Source organism: Streptomyces sp. CA189 (genome assembly GCF_056428985.1).
The window spans coordinates 39157-55892 of record NZ_JBWJVM010000009.1 but is presented as its reverse complement, the minus strand read 5'-3'; the positions used below and the strand labels follow the sequence as shown (position 1 = coordinate 55892).

Genomic DNA, 16736 nt, shown 5'->3' with positions numbered 1-16736 from the left:
AACGGGTGAGGGATCGACGGCACTCCGCATGCTCAAAGATGCTCGTTGACCAGCCATTCCGAGCATCTTCCTTCAAACCGGGCTCCCGGACCGCTATGTTGCCCGGTGCATGCCAAAAGGTGTGTCCGCGATCCGGACCGCACGAGGAGCCGCCCCATGAGACTCATCAGCATCCGCAGAAGCCCACGGCGGCGGCGCGCCCCGGTGGCCGCGCTGCTCGCCGCGGCCCTCGCCGTGGCCGGGCTGGCCACCGCCGGCCCCATCTCCTCACCGGCCTCGGCGGCCGCCTCCGCGCCGGCCCCGGCCACGGCGGGCAACGCCACGGGCATCACCCAATCCGGAAACACGTTCACCATCGCAACCGCCGGCGGGGCCAAGGCCCGGGTGGTCGTCGCACGCGCCGACATCTTCCGGCTCTGGCTCTCACCCGACGGCGCCTTCACCAACGACCCGGCCGGCACCGACCTCGCCCCCACCACCGACTTCGGCCCCGTGAGCGCCGCCTGGACCGACGCGGGCACGTACTACAAGATCACCACCGGTTCCCTGTCCATCCGGGTCAACAAGACCCCGCTGCAGTTCTCCGTCTACCGGGCCGACAACTCCACCCTCGTCTGGCAGGAGACGCAGCCCACCTCCTGGACCGGCAGCCAGACCACCCAGTACCTCGCGCGCGGAACGGACGAGCAGTTCTACGGAACGGGCCTGCGCCTGGGCGAATGGGCGCTGCGCGGCAAGACCGTCCCCATCGCGGTCGACAACAAGTGGCGCGAGAACAACAACGCCAGCCCCGCGCCCTTCTACATGTCGACGAACAACTACGGCGTGATGCGCAACACCTGGGCCCCGGGCTCGTACGGTTTCAACGCCCCCACCACCCTCACCCACGACGAGAAGCGCTTCGACGCCTGGTACTTCACCGGCGACTCCCTCAAGACCGTCCTGGACGCCTACACCGACGTCAGCGGCAAGCCCTTCATGGCTCCGGCGTGGGGCTTCGAGCTCGGCAACGCCGACTGTTTCAACGCCTCCAACCCGGCGTACCAGGGCGATCACAACCGGCTCCGCCACCAGACCACCCCGGACGTCGTCGGCTACGCCGCGGACGCCCGCGCCGCCGACATGCCCTCGGGCTGGTTCCTGCCCAACGACGGCTACGGCTGCGGCTACACCACGCCCCTGAAGTCCACGGTCGACGCCCTCAAGGCCAAGGGCTTCCAGACCGGACTGTGGACCTCGACCGGTCTCGGCAACATCAACGAGGAAGTGGGGGTGGCCGGTTCGCGGGGAGTCAAGACCGACGTCGCCTGGATCGGGGGCGGTTACAAGACCGCATTCGCCGGAGTCCAGCAGGCCGTCGACGGCATAGAGAAGAACTCCGACGCCCGCCGCTACGTCTGGACCGTCGACGGCTGGGCCGGCACCCAGCGCAACGCCGTCGTCTGGACCGGTGACACCAACGGCACCTGGGACGACATGCGCTGGCACGTCCCCGCCATCGCCGGCGCCGGCCTCTCCGGCCTCAACTACGCCACCGGCGACGTCGACGGGATCTTCGCGGGCAGCCCCAAGACGTACGCCCGCGACCTCCAGTGGAAGGCCTTCACTCCGGCCTTCATGACCATGTCCGGCTGGGGCGCGACCGGTCCGACCGCCGGCTACCAGGACAAGCAGCCCTGGCGGTTCGCGGAACCGTACCTCTCGATCAACCGCAAGTACCTCCAGCTGAAGATGCGGCTGATGCCGTACCTGTACACGATGAGCCGCACCGCGCACGAGACCGGCGTCCCGAGCACCCGCGCGATGGTCCTGGAACACCCCGGGGACCCGGCGGCGCGCTCCAACCTGACCAGCGGCCAGTTCATGGCCGGCGACTCCTTCCTCGTCGCGCCCGTCGTCTCCGACACCTCCGTACGGGACGGCATCTACCTGCCGGCCGGCACGTGGACGGACTACTGGACGGGCAAGACCTATGCCGGGCCCGGCTGGCTCAACGGCTACCAGGCGCCGCTCGACACCCTGCCCCTCTTCGTCAAGGGCGGCGCCATCGTCCCGATGTGGCCGCAGATGAACTACACGGGGGAGAAGCCCGTCTCCACCCTCACCTACGACATCCACCCGCGCGGCGCCACCTCCTTCAGCCTCTACGAGGACGACGGGATCACCCGCGCCCACCAGACGGGAGCCTTCGCCCGCCAGCAGGTCGACGTCACCGCCCCCGCCTCCGGCTCCGGCACGGTCAACGTGTCCGTCTCCGCCCCGGCCGGCAACTACACCGGCAAACCAGCCTCGCGCGGCTACGAGTTCAGCCTCCACGTGGCCACCGCCCCCACCGCGCTCACCGTGGACGGCGCGGGCCTCACCCGGCTCAGCGGCAAGGCCGCCTACGACGCGGCGGCGACGGGCTGGTTCTTCGACGCCGCCGACCGCGGCGGCATCCTGTGGACCAAGACGGGTACGAAGGCGGGCGCGTTCAGCGTCTCGGCCACCGGCACCTCCGTCCCGGCCGCCGATCCCGTCCCGGTCACCTCCAGCCCCGTCCCGCAGACGGCCTGGACCCTGGTCTCCGCCGACAGCCAGGAGACGAGCGGCGAGAACGGGGCCGCACGCAACGCCTTCGACGGGAACACCGGGACCATCTGGCACACCGCCTGGTCCGGTTCCGCCGCCGCGCCGCTCCCGCACGAGATCCAGATCGACCTCGGCGCCCGCTACACGGCCGACGGCCTCGGCTACCTGCCCCGCCAGGACGGCGGGGTCAACGGCCGGATCGGCGGCTACGAGGTGTACGTCTCGGACACCACCACCGACTGGGGATCCCCGGTGGCCACCGGCACCTTCGCCGACACGGCGGTCCTCAAACAGGTCTCCCTCTCCGCGAAGGCGGGCCGCTACCTCCGGCTGAAGGCACTGACCGAGGCGGGCGGCCGGGGTCCCTGGACCAGCGCCGCCGAGATCACCCTCACCGGGCGCCCGACCCCGCTGCCCGCGGCCGCCACCCTGGTCAACGGGGCATCGGCCAGCTGCTTGGACCTCCCCGGCAGCGCCACCACCCCCGGAACGCAACCTGCCCTCTACAGCTGCCACGGCGGCCCCAACCAGCGCTGGACCCTGCAGGGCGACGGCCGGCTGACCGGCCTCGGCGGAGTCTGCCTGGACGCCGCCACCGCCAACGCCGTCGCGATCCAGACCTGCAACGGCAGCTCGGGCCAGAGCTGGCAGACCGGCCCGGACGGCAGCCTGCGCAACTCCGGCCAGTGCCTGACCCCGGCCGGCTCCGCCACGGCCAACGGCACCCGGCTCACCCGGGTGGCGTGCGCCACGACCGCGGCCCAGCGGTGGACCTTCACCCCGTGACCGCTTCGACGGCCTAGGCCGACGAGCCCGGCCCGGCCCGGCCCGGCACCGCGCCGGGCCGGGCTCGTCGGCGCGGCGGACCGGCGGCTACGGTGGGTTCAAGATCGTCGGAACCCCCCTCGGGAAGGAACGCATGCCCACCGGAAAGATGCACGCCGACGAACCGGACATCGACACCGCTCTGGTGGCCCGGCTGATCGCCGGACAGTTCCCCCAGTGGGCCGGGCTGGCCGTCGAGCGGGTCGACTCCGCCGGCACGTCCAACGCCATGTACCGGCTGGGCGGGGACCTGGTCGTACGCCTTCCGCGCACCCCGGGCGCGGCCGGAGACGTGGCCATGGAGCACGTCTGGCTGCCGCGGCTCGCCCCGGGCCTGCCGACCGCCATCCCCGTCCCCATCGGCATGGGGCGGCCCGCCGAGGGCTACCCCTGGTCCTGGTCCGTCTTCGGGTGGGTCCCCGGTGAGAACCCCGTGCCCGGCCGGATCGCGGAGCCGGACCTCCTGGCCAAGGACCTGGCGGAGTTCGTGTCCGCACTGCACCGGGCCGATTCGGCGGACGCACCGGCCTCCTACCGCAGCGAGACCCTGGCGGCGCGGGACGCCGTAACCCGTGCCGCGATCGCGGAGCTGGGCGCGAGCGCCGACGCCGACGTGGAGACCGGGGCGGCGACCGCCCTGTGGGAGGAGGCCCTGCGGGCCGAGCCCTGGTCCGGGCCGCCGGTCTGGATCCATGCCGACCTGCAGCCCGGGAACCTGCTCCTGGCGGACGGAAGGCTCGCCGCCGTCATCGACTTCGGCTGCGCCGGCCTCGGCGAACCCGCCGTCGACCTGATCCCGGCCTGGTACCTCCTCCCGGCCGCCGCCCGCCCCGCCTTCCGGGCCGCCCTGGACGCCGACGACGCGATGTGGACTCGCGCCCGCGGCTGGGCCCTGTCGATCGCCCTCATGGAACTGAACTACTACAAGGAGACGAACCCCGTCATGGCGGCCATCGCCCGGCACGTCATCGGCGAACTCCTCGCCACCGCCCCCGGGAGCGGATGACCGGAACGCGCACGGGACCGGCGCACGAATGACAGGAACGCGCACGATCCGACCGGACGGTCGGCCGGGGCATGGACCCTTGTCAGTGCCGGTTGCGAGGATGGGCGACATGACACCCTTCCTTCTGACCGACATCGACCGTGCCGTCCGCAGCAGTTGGAGCGCGATGACGTGTACCCCCGAGTACCGTGATCGATGGACCAGGGAGAACCCGGCCCGTGACCAGTGCGGAGTGACCGCCCTGGTCCTCAACGACCTGCTGGGCGGCGAGCTGATCCGCGGGGAGGTCCTCGTCGACGGAGAGCGCGTGGACTACCACTGGTGGAACCGCCTGGGCCTCGGCATAGAGATCGACCTCACCCGCGAGCAGTTCGCACCGGAGGAGAAGATCACCGAGGGGATCGTCATCCCCCGCCCCCCGGATAGCGAACTGCGCCGCCTGCGCACGGAGTACGAGCTCCTGCGCGACGAGGTGATGACCAAGCTCACCGGTGCCCCGGCCTCGGGTGTGTGACGACACGCCCTGAGCCGTCTCTTTGCGGCAGCGGGTCGGCACCCGGTCCCACCCTCGCGATGGCGGGACCGGGTTGCCGCCCTGGGCCGTGAACTGATCGTCGGACAGCCGGACATCCAAGTCAATCCTCCTGATTTCTCACAACCCCCAAGGGATACCTTGTGGTTGTGACCCTCGATGACCTCCGCGTGTTCGTCGCCGTCTGCCGGGCCGGGAGCCTCAGCGCCGTCGCCCGCGACCTCGGCCGCACCCAGTCCGCCGTCAGCCAGCACATCCGCCGCCTGGAGAAGGAGACCGGCGCCGCGCTCCTGGAGCGCCACCCGCGCGGAGTCTCGCCCACCGGGGCCGGCCTGATCCTCCAGGCGGCCGCCGCCGACGGCCTCGCCGGGCTCGACGGAGCCCTGCGCCGGCTCGACGCCCTCGTACGCGGCGACGGCGGCTCGGTCCGCGTCACCACCGGGGCCACCACCGTGCGCCACTTCATGGCCGAGGCGATCGTCGCCTTCCGGCGCGGCCACCCCCGGGTCAGCCTGGAGTTCCAGACCGAGAACTCCAGCCGGAGCTGCTTCGAAGCCCTCGCCGCCGACGACCTCGACCTCGCCTGGATCACCATCGGCGCCCCCGTGCGGGGCATCGAGCAGCGCCCCGTCATGCGGCTGCCCTGGGTCCTCGCGGTCGGCGCCGACGACCCCCTCGCCGCCCGCTCCCGCCTGGAGCCGCCCGACCTCGGCGCCATCCGCCACATCCGGCTGCCGGAGAGCTCCACCTCCCGCGCCCACCTCGACGCCGCCCTCGCCGAAGCCGGCATCCGGATCAGCTCCGACACCAGCGCCGCCGACTGGGACACCGCCCTCCTCCTCGCCGAACTGGGCCTCGGCCACGCCGTCGTACCCGCACTGCCCGGCTGGCAGGTCCCCGGATCGGACGGACCGCTGCGCCTGGTGCCGATCCCCGCCCTGCCGCCGCTCGTCGTCGGCTGGGCCGTCCGGCGCTGGTCCGCCCTCGCCCCGCTCGCCCGCGCCTTCGCCGACGAGGTGGCCCGCGGCTGCGTGACCCGCGCGGCGGCCCCCGGGCGGGCGTGACGAGAGCGGCAGCCCCACGGCGGCCTGCGCCGATCGGCCGCTCGACCGTCTCTATCCCGCTCCCTCGGCGATGATGGGATGAGCGCGGCCGGGCGAGGTGCCCGGCCCGGCCGAGGGAGAGGTGACCTGCCATGGCGGAGCGCGAGGCCCACGAGGCCGGGCCGTCGGCGGGCGGGCTCGAAGAGGGCCGCCTGATGAAGGAGCTCGAAGCCATCCACCGCACGCGTCACGAGACCCTGCTGCACGGATCGGACGAAGCGCTGGTCACGCACACCCGGCGGATGGACGAGCTGGAGCGCGAGTACGTACGACGCCACCCGGAACGCGCCCAGACCACCGGCCGCACCCGCTCGGGCGCCCGCGCCCGCACGGGGACGGAGGAACAGGGCTGAGCGCTACTTCTCGGCGTGCTCGCCCAGCATGAACAGCAGCCAGACGAACCCGGCGAAGAGGTGCGTGCCGGCGATGTAGAAGAACGCGCGCAGTAGTACGCCGTTCTCCTTCCACTTCTCGTACTTCGCCGACGCCGCGGCGGAGCGCGCCCGCTCGGATTTCCCGTCCCGGTCCGTCATCACCCGAACAGCGTACGGGCGCGCCCGTCCACCTGCGGGCCTGCCCGTGAATCAGATTTGCTTCATGTGAGACAAATTTGTATCGTTTGATACGAAGGAGGATCGCATGATGAACGACGAAGAGCTGCTGGACGGCGCCGCACGCGTGCTCGCCGGCGATCACAGCGCCTCCATGGCGCACATCGCCGCCGGCATCGGGACCAGCCGCGCCACGCTCAGCCGCCGCTACGCCACCCGCGAGGCACTCCTCAAGGCCGTGGCCGTCCGGGCCATCGACGTGGTCGACGGGTGCCTCGCCCCCGCCGACCTGCCCGGCACCGCCGACGGCGCGGAGTTCGACGCCGCGCTGGAGCGGCTCGTCACCGGGCTGCTGCCCGCCGCGCACCTGTACGGGTTCACCTCGCGCGATGCCACCGTGCTCGCCGACCCCGAGTTCCGGGCCGGGATCCAGCGCCAGGACCAGCGGGCCCTCGCCTTCCTCGCCCTCGGCCAGCGCCTCGGCCGGCTCCGCGTCGACCTCCCCGCGTACTGGATCTGGTACTCGCTGTGGGGACTGCTCGACGCCGCCGCCGAGGGCGTCCGCGACGGCCACCTCGCCCGCCGGGACATCGGCCGGCTCGTCCTCGCCTCCTTCCTCAGCGGAACCCGGCCGTCCCCGACGGCCTGACCCCGCACCCCTCCCGCGTACGACCGTGAGACGCGGACCGCGAAAACCGTGAAACAACCGTGAACGGAACCGAAATGCACACCCCCACGCAGGACCCGCGCCGCTGGATCGTGCTCACGATCCTCTCCGGCAGTCTCCTGCTCATCTCGATGGACACCACGATCCTCAACGTGGCCTTCCCCTCGCTCGTCGGCGACCTCCAACCGGGCGCCGTACAGCAGCTGTGGATCATCGACATCTACGCCCTCGCCCTCTCCGGGCTGCTGGTCACCGCAGGCGCCCTCGGCGACCGCTGGGGCCGCAAGCGGCTGCTCATGGCGGGCTTCGGCATCTTCGCCCTGGCCTCGCTCATCGCCGTGTTCTCCACCGAGGCCTGGCACGTCATCGCGGCCCGCGCCCTCCTCGGCGTCGGCGGCGCCGCGATCATGCCCTCCACCCTGTCGATCCTGCGCAGCGTCTTCACCGACGCCAAGGAACGCGCCTTCGCCCTCGCCGTCTGGGCCGCCGTCTTCGGCGGCGGCATGGCCTTCGGCCCCGTCGTCGGCGGCCTGCTCGTCCAGGACTACGGCTGGCACTCCGCCTTCCTCCTCAACCTGCCCGTCACCGCGGTGATCGTCGCGGCCGGCCTGCGCTACCTCCCCGAATCCCGCTCCCCGCGCTCCACCGGCACGTGGGACTGGACCGGCGTCGGCCAGTCGATCGTCGGCATGCTCGCCCTCGCGGGCGGCATCAAGCAGCTCGGCAAGAGCGGTGTCGCCGACCCGCTGCCCTGGGCCCTGCTGGTCCTCGCCGCCGTCGCGCTGACCCTGTTCGTCCGCCGCCAGCTCCGCGTGGACAACCCGCTGCTCCAGGTCCGGCTCTTCACCAAGCCCGCCTTCAGCGTGGCCGCCACCGCGATCTTCCTGCCCATGGTGGGCATGGGCGCGATCCTGTTCCTGGTCACCCAGTGGTTCCAGTACGGCCAGGGATACACCCCGCTGGAGGCGGGCCTGCGCCTGCTGCCCGCCCCGCTCGCGCTGATCTGCGCCTCGATGGTCGCCCCGACCCTCATGCAGCGCTTCGCGATCCGCCACGTGCTCGGCGGCGGCCTGGTGGTCCTCGCCGCCGGCATGGCCCTGCCCTGGACCCTCCAGCAGTTCTCCGGCCTCGGCTACCCCGCCTTCGCCGCGGCGCTGACCATCATGGGCCTCGGCGCGGGCATCGCCACCACCGTCGCCTCGGTGACCCTCATCTCCGCGGCCCCGGCCGACGAGGTCTCCAGCGCCGCGGCCATCGAGGAGACCTGCTACGAACTCGGCTCGGCCATGGGCGTCGCCATCCTCGGCTCCACCGCCGCCGCGCTCTACCGGGGCAACCTCCCGGCCCTGGACCTGGACTCCACCACGCTGGCCGCCGTACGGGACTCCGTGGGCGAGGCCGCCCACACTGCCGAACTGCTCGGCGGCGGCGTCGGCCGGACCCTGCTCGACGCCGCCTCGCAGGCCTACACCCTCGCGATCACCCCGGCGTTCCTGTTGGCCGGAGTCCTCGCGATCGTCGCCGCGGCGACCACCTGGACACTGATCCCGCGCGACCTGCGGCCGACCGAGAACCACTGAGCCTACGAGGCGGCCGCGTACGCCCACACCGCGCGCATCGTCTCCGGCAACGGCGACGGGCCCGCCAGCTCCCGCTGGGTCAGCAGGACGGTGACGGCCCCCGTCGAGGGGACGATGTGGGCGGCGGTGCCGGTGCCGCCGATCCAGCCGTAGCGGCCCGGCACGTTCCACGGGTCGGCCGGCGTCACGTCGACCGACCCGCCGAACCCCCAGCCCTGGCCCCCCAGGAACAGTTCGGCCCCGGCCCGCTGGGCCGGCGTCAGCCAGTCGGTGGTCATCCTGCGCACGGAATCGGCCGAGAGCAGCGGGCCGCCCCCGTCGACCAGCATCCGGGCGAAGCGGTGGTAGTCGTCCGCCGTGGAGACCAGCCCGCCCGCGCCGGACGGGAAGGCGGGCACGGCGCTCCACTGCCCGTCGGGGGCGTCCACGAGGTCGAGGCCGCCGTCCGCGCCTGCCCGGTAGAAGTGCGTGAACCGGCCCGACTGCCCCGCCGGCACGGCGAAACCGGTGTCGGGCATGTCCAGCGGCTCGAAGATCCGCTCGGCCAGGAACTCCGGCAGCGAGCACCCCGCCACCCGGGCGATCAGCACCCCCAGCACGTCCGAGCAGGTGGTGTAGAGCCAGGCCTCGCCCGGCTGGTACAGCATCGGGATCCGGCCCAGCGCTGCCATCCACGCGTCCGGCCCCGCGACCTCCTGGGGCCGCGGCGGGCCCTGGCGCAGCTCACCGAAGAGCGGTGCGACCGCCGGGAGGGAGAAGTCGGACGGGAAGCCCCACCCCGCGCGGAAGGTCATCAGGTCGGCCACCGTCACCGGCCGCTTCGCCGGGACCACGTCGTCCACCGGGCTCGCGGGAGTCCGTACGACCACCGGTGCGGCGATCTCCGGCAGCCAGGGCGCGACCGCGTCGGTGAGCGCGAACCGGCCGTCCTCCACCAGCATCATGACGGCCGCCGCCGTGACCGGTTTGGTGAGCGAGGCGATCCGGAAGATCGAGTCGCGGACCATCGGGGCCTCGCCCCCGGCGTCCGCGCCGCCCACGACGGCCACCTCGGGCTCCTCGCCGTCGCCCCGGTCCACCAGGGCCACCGCCCCCGGCAGGGTTCCGTCGTCCACGTACGGCTGGAGGATGTCGGCCAAACCGGTCACGAGCCCGCCCTTTCGAGAGCCTGTCCTACGGAGAGCGCCTGTCCTACGGAGTCCCACAGCCCGCAGTGGTGCCGGGCCGCCGCGTCCACCGGGCGGATGCCGCCCGAGGGCCCCGGCGCCAGGGACAGTACGGCGGGGGAGCGCGGCCACCACGGCCCCGTCCCGGGGGCGTTCGGATCGCCGGTCGCCGCGAACCGGGTCCAGTAGCCGGTCATCCGCTCCGCGAGCACCCGCTGCGCGGCGCTCATCGGGAGCCCGGTGTCGAAGAGGTACGGCAGCTCCGACCCGTGCGAGGCCCCGTAGGGAAAGCCCGGCACCGGCGGCAGCCCGGTGAAGTCCGGTGCGCGCCGGTCGTCGAACCCGTAGTCGTACGTGGGCACGTGCCGAGCCAGCGCACGGCTGTCCCGGAGCTGCGGGCACACGAAGGAGGCATCCGTCAGCACGGCGGCGAAGGCCAGCGCGGGCGTCGGATGGGCCGTCACCGGGTAGGCGGCCTCGACGAGTCCGGCCCGTGTCCCGAACGCGGCGCGCAGCCGGGAGCGGTAGGCCCGCGGGTCGGCGACCGGGTAGGCGGTCAGGGTCTGCCCGAGGAAGATCCGCATCTCGTCGCGGGTCGAGCCCTGCACCACCGGGACCCGCTGGAACTCCCCGCGTTCCAGGGCCCGTCGGGGCTCCTTGGGGAGCAGCGGGGTGCCGTAGGACACCGGGGAGAACAGCGACATGAGCTCGGGTGTCGCCAGTGTGCGGGGCGGCAGGCCGCGCAGGCACCGCAGTACCTCCGCGTCCGCCGCTGCGCCGACCGCCGGGCCGTCCGCCGGGCCGTCCGGGGACCGGCCGCAGCCGAGCCGGGCCGCCGCGGCGGCCCCCTCGGCCACGGTGCGGCGCTCCGGCACGAACGGCTCGTAGGCGGGCAGCGCGGGGAGCAGCGAGTGCGCCGGGACGGTGAGCGAACAGGAGCCGCTCTGCACGATCGCACGGTGGAACAGGCCGGCCGAGGCGGGGGAGGTGAGGTGCAGGCAGACGCTCAGCGCGCCGGCGGACTCGCCGAACACGGTGACGTTGCCGGGATCCCCGCCGAAGCGGGCGGCGTTCGCCCGCACCCAGCGCAGGGCCGCCTGCTGGTCGGCGAGCGCGAAGCCGGGGGCGCCGTGGAGCGCGGGATGCCCGAAGAGCCCGAAGATCCCGAGCCGGTAGTTGACCGTGACGACCACGGCCCCGCCCGCCGAAGCCAGCCGGCCCGGCCGGTACAGGTCCCCGGCGCCGTTCATGAACCCGCCGCCGTGGAACCAGACCATGACGGGCCGGCCGGAGGTGGGCGAGGCCGCCGGCTTCGGCGCGGTGACGTTGAGGAACAGGCAGTCCTCCGAGCCGCTCGGACCACCCGGTCCCACCGCGGGCAGCTGCACGCAACGGGCCCCGGGCGCACCGGCGTCCCGTACGCCCGGCCAGTGCGCGGCGGGCTCCGGAAGCCTCCAGCGCAGCGGACCGGTCGGCGGAGCGGCGTACGGGATGCCCTCGAAGGTGCGGTACCCGGCTGCCTCCCGCCCGCGCACCGCCCCCCGGTCGGTCTCCACCACGGGCCGCCGATCGGCTCCGGCGAAGGCCGCGGCGAGCGGGGCGGCGCCGGCTGCCGGAGCTGCCGTGGCCCCCGGAGCTGCCGTCGCCGCCGTGGCCGCCGGGCCGGCGGTCAGGAGGAGGAGCAGGGCCGCCAGGAGGGCGCCGCGGGACGCCATCAGCGGCCCCTCGTCAGCACGCCCCGGACGAAGGCCGCCTGCCCCGCGTGCTGGAGGTCGTCGCCGATCACACTGACCAGCCGCACCCCGAGGGTCACCGGCGGGTCCCACCGTTCGTCGACCACCCGGTCCAGGTCGGCGGCGGACAGCCCCCGCAGGAAGCGCTCCGTCTGCGCGTGGACGGCGTCGAAGTACCCCAGCAGGAGTTCCCCCGACTCGACCCGGACGGCGCCGGCCTGGCGGGCGGTGTGCCCGTAGCCGGTCGATCCGGGGGGCAGCCCCAGCCCGAACCGCTCGTCCCAGCCCTGCGCGTGCCAGACCTGTTCCCAGCCGGCCGCGTCCGCCACGTGGTCGTCCTGGATCCGGGTCAGGTGCCAGACGAGCCAGGTGACCGAGTTCGCACCGGGTTCGATCCGCTCGTCGAGCTGCCCCGGCTCCAGCCCCTCGACGGCCTCGTGCACCACGCCCTGGATCCGGCCGAACGCGTCGGCCAGTACCTCCGTACCCTTCATGCCCCCACCATGCCCACGACCGGTGCCGACCGGGCCCGCGGCACCGCGGGGGACCCCCGTTTGCCCGCCCCGAATGGCGCAGCGCGGCCGGGTGCCGCTGAATGTAACAAAGCGTGCGCTTCCCGTGACGCACGATGACCGGCGTGCGATGTGTAGACCCGCGCGTCGGCGAACGGAGCTTTCCATGAATGACCCGATCACGCTCGCCGCGACGGAGTACGAAGAACCGCGCCGGCTCCCCGACACCACGGACGTCGGGCCGCCGGCCCCCGACACGGACGACCTCGACTTCGGCCCCGGGGCCGAGCCCGAGCCCGAGTCCGCGTCCGATTCCGGCACCGCATCCGGCACCGCTTCCGGTCCCCAGACCGGCACCGCTTCCGGTCCCCAGACCGGTCCCGAGGCCGGTCCCGGCGCAGAGCCCGGCGCAGAGCCGGCACCCGGCCCGGACCCCGCACCGCGGCCCGTCGGAGCGCCCGCACGCACCGTCCTGGAGACCGCCGCCACCGGCCGCCCCGTCCGGGAGGTCACCGACCTGGTGAACCTCCTCAAGGACTCCGGACAGGTCCCCAACCCCGGACACGCGGCGCTGCGCGCGGCCGCCGTGGCCCGGCCCGTCCACGAGGTCCGCGAGATGGTGACCCTGCTGGGCGAGCCCCCGCACGAGCTGGTCGAAACCGACATCGCGCTGCGGGCCGCCGCCCTCGGCCGGCCCATCGAGGACGTGGCCCTGCTGGTCAGCATCCTCGGCACCGGCGAACAGCCCCCGCAGCGCCGCCCCGAGCCGGCGGACCGGGTACGGACCCCCGTCCACCAGCCCGCGCCGCAGGCCCAGACCCCGGCCCCGGGCAGGGGCGTCCCGGCCCCGACCCGGACACCGGCCCGGCCGGGCACGGGCGCACTGCGCCACATACTGCGCTGGCCGGTGGCGCTCGCACTGCTCCTCTGCGGTGCCCTGCACGTGCCCGGGGATCTGGCGGCCCTGGCCTCCGGCGACCCCGGCGGGCTGCTCGCCCTGGCCGTCACCCTGCTCTGCCTGACCGCCGGCGCCCTGCTGGCGGTACGGGACACGGCCGGCGCGTGGCGGGCCGGCGCGGTGGTCGCGCTCGGCGTGGCCGGGCTCCACGTGGTCGGCGGCGTCGCCGGGTTCGACCCGCTCGGCGGCGCGGTCGGCGGCTCCCTGGAGTGGGCCGGCATCACGGCCGTGCTGAGCGCGGCGGCCGGCGCGGTACTCGCCGGCCTGGCCCTGCAGTACCGTCCGGCGGCCGACCCGGCCGACGGAGCCTGACCCGGGCGGAGAGGGGGCCCGGGTCCGAGGCCCGGGCCTCCTCTCCGCCGTTTCGCGGAGGGAGACACGCGATGGACCCGGTGGCCGCGCTGGACAGGATCGCCTTCCTACTGGAACGGGCCCAGGAACCGACCTACCGGGTCCAGGCCTTCCGCACGGCGGCCGCCGCCATCGGCAAGATGGGCGAGGGCGAGCTGGCCGAACGGGTCGGCGCGGGCACCCTCGAAGCGGTCAAGGGCATCGGCCCGAAAACCGCCCAGGTCGTCCGCGAGGCCCTCCGCGGAGAGATCCCCGCGTACTTGCAGGGGCTGGAGGAGAAGGCCGCAGCCCACCCCGAAGGTCCGCCGCCCAGTCCCGAGGCCCTCGCCCTGCGCGCCGCCCTGCGCGGCGACTGCCATCTGCACTCCGACTGGTCGGACGGCGGCAGCCCCATCGAGGCGATGGCCCGGGCCGCGGCCGCCCTCGGGCACGACTGGGCGGTGCTCACCGACCACTCGCCGCGGCTGACCGTGGCCCGGGGGCTGTCCCCCGAGCGGCTGCGGGAACAGCTGCGCACGGTCGCCGGACTCAACGCGACCTGGGCTCCGTTCCGGCTGCTCACCGGCATCGAGTGCGACATCCTCGACGACGGCTCGCTGGACCAGGAGCCGGAGCTCCTGGCCGAGGTGGACCTGGTGGTCGGCTCCGTCCACTCCAAGCTCCGGATGGACGCCGCCGCCATGACCCGGCGGATGGTCGCCGCCGTGCGCAACCCTCACCTCGACGTCCTCGGCCACTGCACCGGGCGGCTGGTGACGGGCAAGACCCGGCCGGAGTCGGCGTTCGACGCCGAGGCCGTCTTCGCGGCCTGCGCCGAGTCGGGCGCCGCCGTGGAGATCAACAGCCGGCCCGAGCGGCTCGACCCGCCGCGCCGCCTGCTGCGGCTCGCCGTGGCCGCGGGCACCCTCTTCGCGATCGACACCGACGCGCACGCCCCGGGTCAGCTCGACTGGCAGACCCTCGGCTGCGAACGCGCCCTGGAATGCGGGGTGACGGCCGACCGGGTCGTCAACACCTGGTCCGAGGCCGAGCTCATCGAATGGACCCGGACCCGTCGGACGCCGCAGACCCGGTAGACCCGGCAGGCACGTCGGCCCCGTCAACCCCATCGGCCCCGCCGTCCGTCCGGGACGAGGTGAGGGTGAAGAGCGCCCCGTCCGGATCGCGCAGAGACACCCACCGGTCGGTCCCGCTCGACCCCGGCTCGGACACCGCGCGGCCGCCCAGCGCGACGGCCGCCTCCACCGCCGGCTCCAGCGCGGGCACCCGGAAGTGCACGTGCCAGCGCGGCCGGGTGTACGGACTGTAGGAACCCGGCTCGACGGGACCGCTGTCCAGGCGTGCCACCGGCTCCCCTTCCTGGCGCAGCACGACGCGCTCCTCCTCGTACGCGACCTGGCAGCACCCGGCGCGGCCGGTGGCCCACTCCAGCACCTCCCCGTAGAAGATCGCCGCCTCGAAGGCGTCCCGGGTGCGCAGCTCCAGCCAGGCCGGAGCCTGTCCCGAACCGACCCGCCAGCCCGAGGAGACCTGGCCCTCCCAGATCCCGAACACCGCCCCGTCCCGGTCCGCCACCAGCGCTCCGCGGCCCCCCGACTCGAAGGAGACCGGGCCGACCGCGATCGTGCCGCTGCGTTCCCGGATCCGGTCCACCGCCACATCGGCGTCGTCGACCGCGAAGTACGGGGTCCAGGCCACGGCCACCGCGAGATCCCCGGCCAGCGCGCCGATCCCGGCCACCGGCATCCCGTCCAGCTCGGCCACCGAGAAGGCCTCCCCGAGCCGCGCGGGCCGGAACCGCCAGCCCGCGACCTCACCGTAGAACCGCTGCGCCGCGCCGAGATCCCGGGCCATCAGGCTCACCCAGCACGGCGCCCCGAAGACGTCCCTCGTCGAAATCTCCACTGTCTGGCTCCGCCCTTCACCGGGGCGCGGTCAGCGCGCCGTCCCAGCACAAGCAGTAGCGCCCCGGCCCCGGCGCGGGCGCGCAGGCGCGCCACCGGGCCTCGGATATCCCCTTGGCGGCCCGCGAGAACGACACCTAGGGTTCGCCGGATGATGATGTACAAGGGTTCCCCCGCGACCGCCACCGACATCGACCTGGCGGTATCGCTCGCCACCGAAGCACTGCGTGCGGTGACTCACCGCGACTGGAGCACCCCGGCCGCCGGGCTGGACTGGAGCTGCCACGACACCGCCGTGCACGTGGCCGAGGACCTGGTCTCCTACGCCGCGCAGCTCGCGGTGCGCGCCACCGACGCGTACGTCCCCCTGGAGGTCCGGGCGGACGAGGGCACCACCCCGGCTGGGGTGCTCGACATGATCACCGCCTCCGGCCGCTTCCTGTCCGCCATCGTGTCCCTCGCCAAGCCGGAGGACCGCGCGTGGCATCCGGCGGGGATGGCGGATCCGGGCGGCTTCGCGGCGATGGGCGTCATCGAGACGCTGCTGCACACCCACGACGTGCTCGGCGGTCTCGGCGTACACGACTGGCAGCCCGGCCCCGAGCTGCCCGCCCTGGTCCTGGACCGCCTCTTCCCGCACCTCCCGCACGGGGCCGCCGACGACTCCTGGCGCACCCTGCTGTGGGCCACCGGCCGGGGCGAACTGCCCGGCCGGTCCCGGCAGACGATCTGGCGCTGGTACTTCGACCCCGTCGCGGCCGAGCGCGTGCTGCTCTGCGAGATCACCCCGAACGCGGCGGCCGACCTGCACGCGGGCGGCACCGGAGGCTTCGTCTGGGCCGGAGACGGACCCGGCGAGGGCACGCGGCACGCCGCCGGCAGGACGGCCGAGGCGCGCGAGAAAGGCGTGTACCGGCCGGGCTGGGGCCCGTACGCCATCATCCGGGCGGGCGACCGGCGGGCGATCGGCGGCATGGGCTTCCACACGGCCCCGGACAAAGAGGGCCGTGCCGAGCTGGGCTACGACCTCCTCCCGTCGGCGCGCGGCAACGGCTACGCCACCGAAGCGGCGAAGGCCCTCTCCGGCTGGGCCTTCGGGCAGCCGGGCTGCACCTTGCTGGCGGCCGAGGCGGACGACGACAACGCACCCTCGCACGGGGTACTGCGACGGGCCGGTTTCACGGAGGCGGGCTCCGGGGAAGGCACGGTCCGGTACACCCTGAGCCGGCCGGCCTAGGCCGTATCCGAAAGATACGGCCCGGCCGTCTCGGGCAGCC

The 16736-nt window shown here is 73.9% G+C and carries 15 protein-coding genes; 10 read left to right on the top strand and 5 right to left on the bottom strand.

What is annotated here, in order from left to right; translation table 11 throughout:
* Window positions 1-156 precede the first annotated feature (156 nt).
* From AC061S_RS10065 to AC061S_RS10045, 5 genes are all read left to right on the top strand, one after another.
* Window positions 157-3357 carry a TIM-barrel domain-containing protein gene (locus AC061S_RS10065; protein WP_478685508.1) on the top strand — a complete coding sequence of 1067 codons (3201 nt, stop codon included), beginning with the start codon at window positions 157-159 and terminating at the stop codon, window positions 3355-3357.
* 133 nt (window positions 3358-3490) lie between these two features.
* A complete protein-coding gene (locus AC061S_RS10060) occupies window positions 3491-4402 on the top strand; it encodes an aminoglycoside phosphotransferase family protein (RefSeq protein ID WP_478685507.1) in 912 nt (303 codons plus the stop codon).
* Window positions 4403-4511: 109 nt separating this feature from the next.
* The gene (locus AC061S_RS10055; protein ID WP_478685506.1) at window positions 4512-4916 is read left to right on the top strand and encodes a YunG family protein; all 405 of its coding nucleotides are present in this window, start codon (window positions 4512-4514) and stop codon (window positions 4914-4916) included.
* Window positions 4917-5083: 167 nt separating this feature from the next.
* Window positions 5084-5998, top strand: coding sequence for a LysR family transcriptional regulator (locus tag AC061S_RS10050; protein WP_478685505.1), 915 nt, complete (start codon window positions 5084-5086; stop codon window positions 5996-5998).
* A 131-nt stretch (window positions 5999-6129) separates the two neighbouring features.
* The gene (locus AC061S_RS10045) at window positions 6130-6390 is read left to right on the top strand and encodes a DUF6158 family protein (protein WP_478685504.1); all 261 of its coding nucleotides are present in this window, start codon (window positions 6130-6132) and stop codon (window positions 6388-6390) included.
* Window positions 6391-6393: 3 nt separating this feature from the next.
* On the opposite strand, the gene AC061S_RS10040 is transcribed toward AC061S_RS10045, so the two are convergent.
* Window positions 6394-6573 (bottom strand): DUF6126 family protein, encoded by a 180-nt coding sequence (locus tag AC061S_RS10040; protein ID WP_478685503.1) that lies wholly within the window; start codon window positions 6571-6573, stop codon window positions 6394-6396.
* 103 nt (window positions 6574-6676) lie between these two features.
* Between AC061S_RS10040 and AC061S_RS10035 the strand changes: the two genes are divergently transcribed.
* Window positions 6677-7237, top strand: coding sequence for a TetR/AcrR family transcriptional regulator (locus AC061S_RS10035; protein ID WP_478685502.1), 561 nt, complete (start codon window positions 6677-6679; stop codon window positions 7235-7237).
* A 74-nt stretch (window positions 7238-7311) separates the two neighbouring features.
* Window positions 7312-8835, top strand: a complete 1524-nt coding sequence (locus AC061S_RS10030; protein ID WP_478685501.1) for an MFS transporter — start codon at window positions 7312-7314, stop codon at window positions 8833-8835.
* A 2-nt stretch (window positions 8836-8837) separates the two neighbouring features.
* On the opposite strand, the gene AC061S_RS10025 is transcribed toward AC061S_RS10030, so the two are convergent.
* The 3 genes from AC061S_RS10025 to AC061S_RS10015 are packed head-to-tail and all read right to left on the bottom strand — an operon-like array spanning window position 8838 to window position 12228.
* Window positions 8838-9983: a serine hydrolase domain-containing protein gene (locus AC061S_RS10025; RefSeq protein ID WP_478685500.1), complete on the bottom strand. Its 1146-nt coding sequence runs from the start codon at window positions 9981-9983 to the stop codon at window positions 8838-8840.
* On the bottom strand, window positions 9980-11716 hold the full coding sequence (locus tag AC061S_RS10020; protein ID WP_478685499.1) for a carboxylesterase/lipase family protein: 1737 nt from the start codon (window positions 11714-11716) through the stop codon (window positions 9980-9982). Before AC061S_RS10020 ends, AC061S_RS10025 begins: the two co-directional genes overlap by 4 nt.
* Entirely contained in the window at window positions 11716-12228 is a 513-nt protein-coding gene (locus AC061S_RS10015; RefSeq protein ID WP_478685498.1) for a mycothiol transferase, read from the bottom strand. The genes AC061S_RS10020 and AC061S_RS10015 overlap by 1 nt, the downstream gene beginning before the upstream one ends.
* Before the next feature lie 184 nt (window positions 12229-12412).
* On the opposite strand from AC061S_RS10015, the gene AC061S_RS10010 reads away from it, so the two are divergent.
* Window positions 12413-13516 (top strand): RAD23 family protein, encoded by a 1104-nt coding sequence (locus AC061S_RS10010; RefSeq protein ID WP_478685497.1) that lies wholly within the window; start codon window positions 12413-12415, stop codon window positions 13514-13516.
* Between the two features lie 71 nt (window positions 13517-13587).
* Window positions 13588-14631, top strand: a complete 1044-nt coding sequence (locus AC061S_RS10005) for a PHP domain-containing protein (protein WP_478685496.1) — start codon at window positions 13588-13590, stop codon at window positions 14629-14631.
* Here AC061S_RS10005 and AC061S_RS10000 read toward each other — a convergent pair.
* Window positions 14588-15409, bottom strand: a complete 822-nt coding sequence (locus tag AC061S_RS10000) for a VOC family protein (RefSeq protein ID WP_478685631.1) — start codon at window positions 15407-15409, stop codon at window positions 14588-14590. The two genes, AC061S_RS10005 and AC061S_RS10000, sit on opposite strands and share 44 nt — an antisense overlap.
* A 201-nt stretch (window positions 15410-15610) precedes the next feature.
* On the opposite strand from AC061S_RS10000, the gene AC061S_RS09995 reads away from it, so the two are divergent.
* The gene (locus tag AC061S_RS09995) at window positions 15611-16696 is read left to right on the top strand and encodes a GNAT family N-acetyltransferase (protein ID WP_478685495.1); all 1086 of its coding nucleotides are present in this window, start codon (window positions 15611-15613) and stop codon (window positions 16694-16696) included.
* The last annotated feature ends 40 nt before the right edge of the window (window positions 16697-16736 follow it).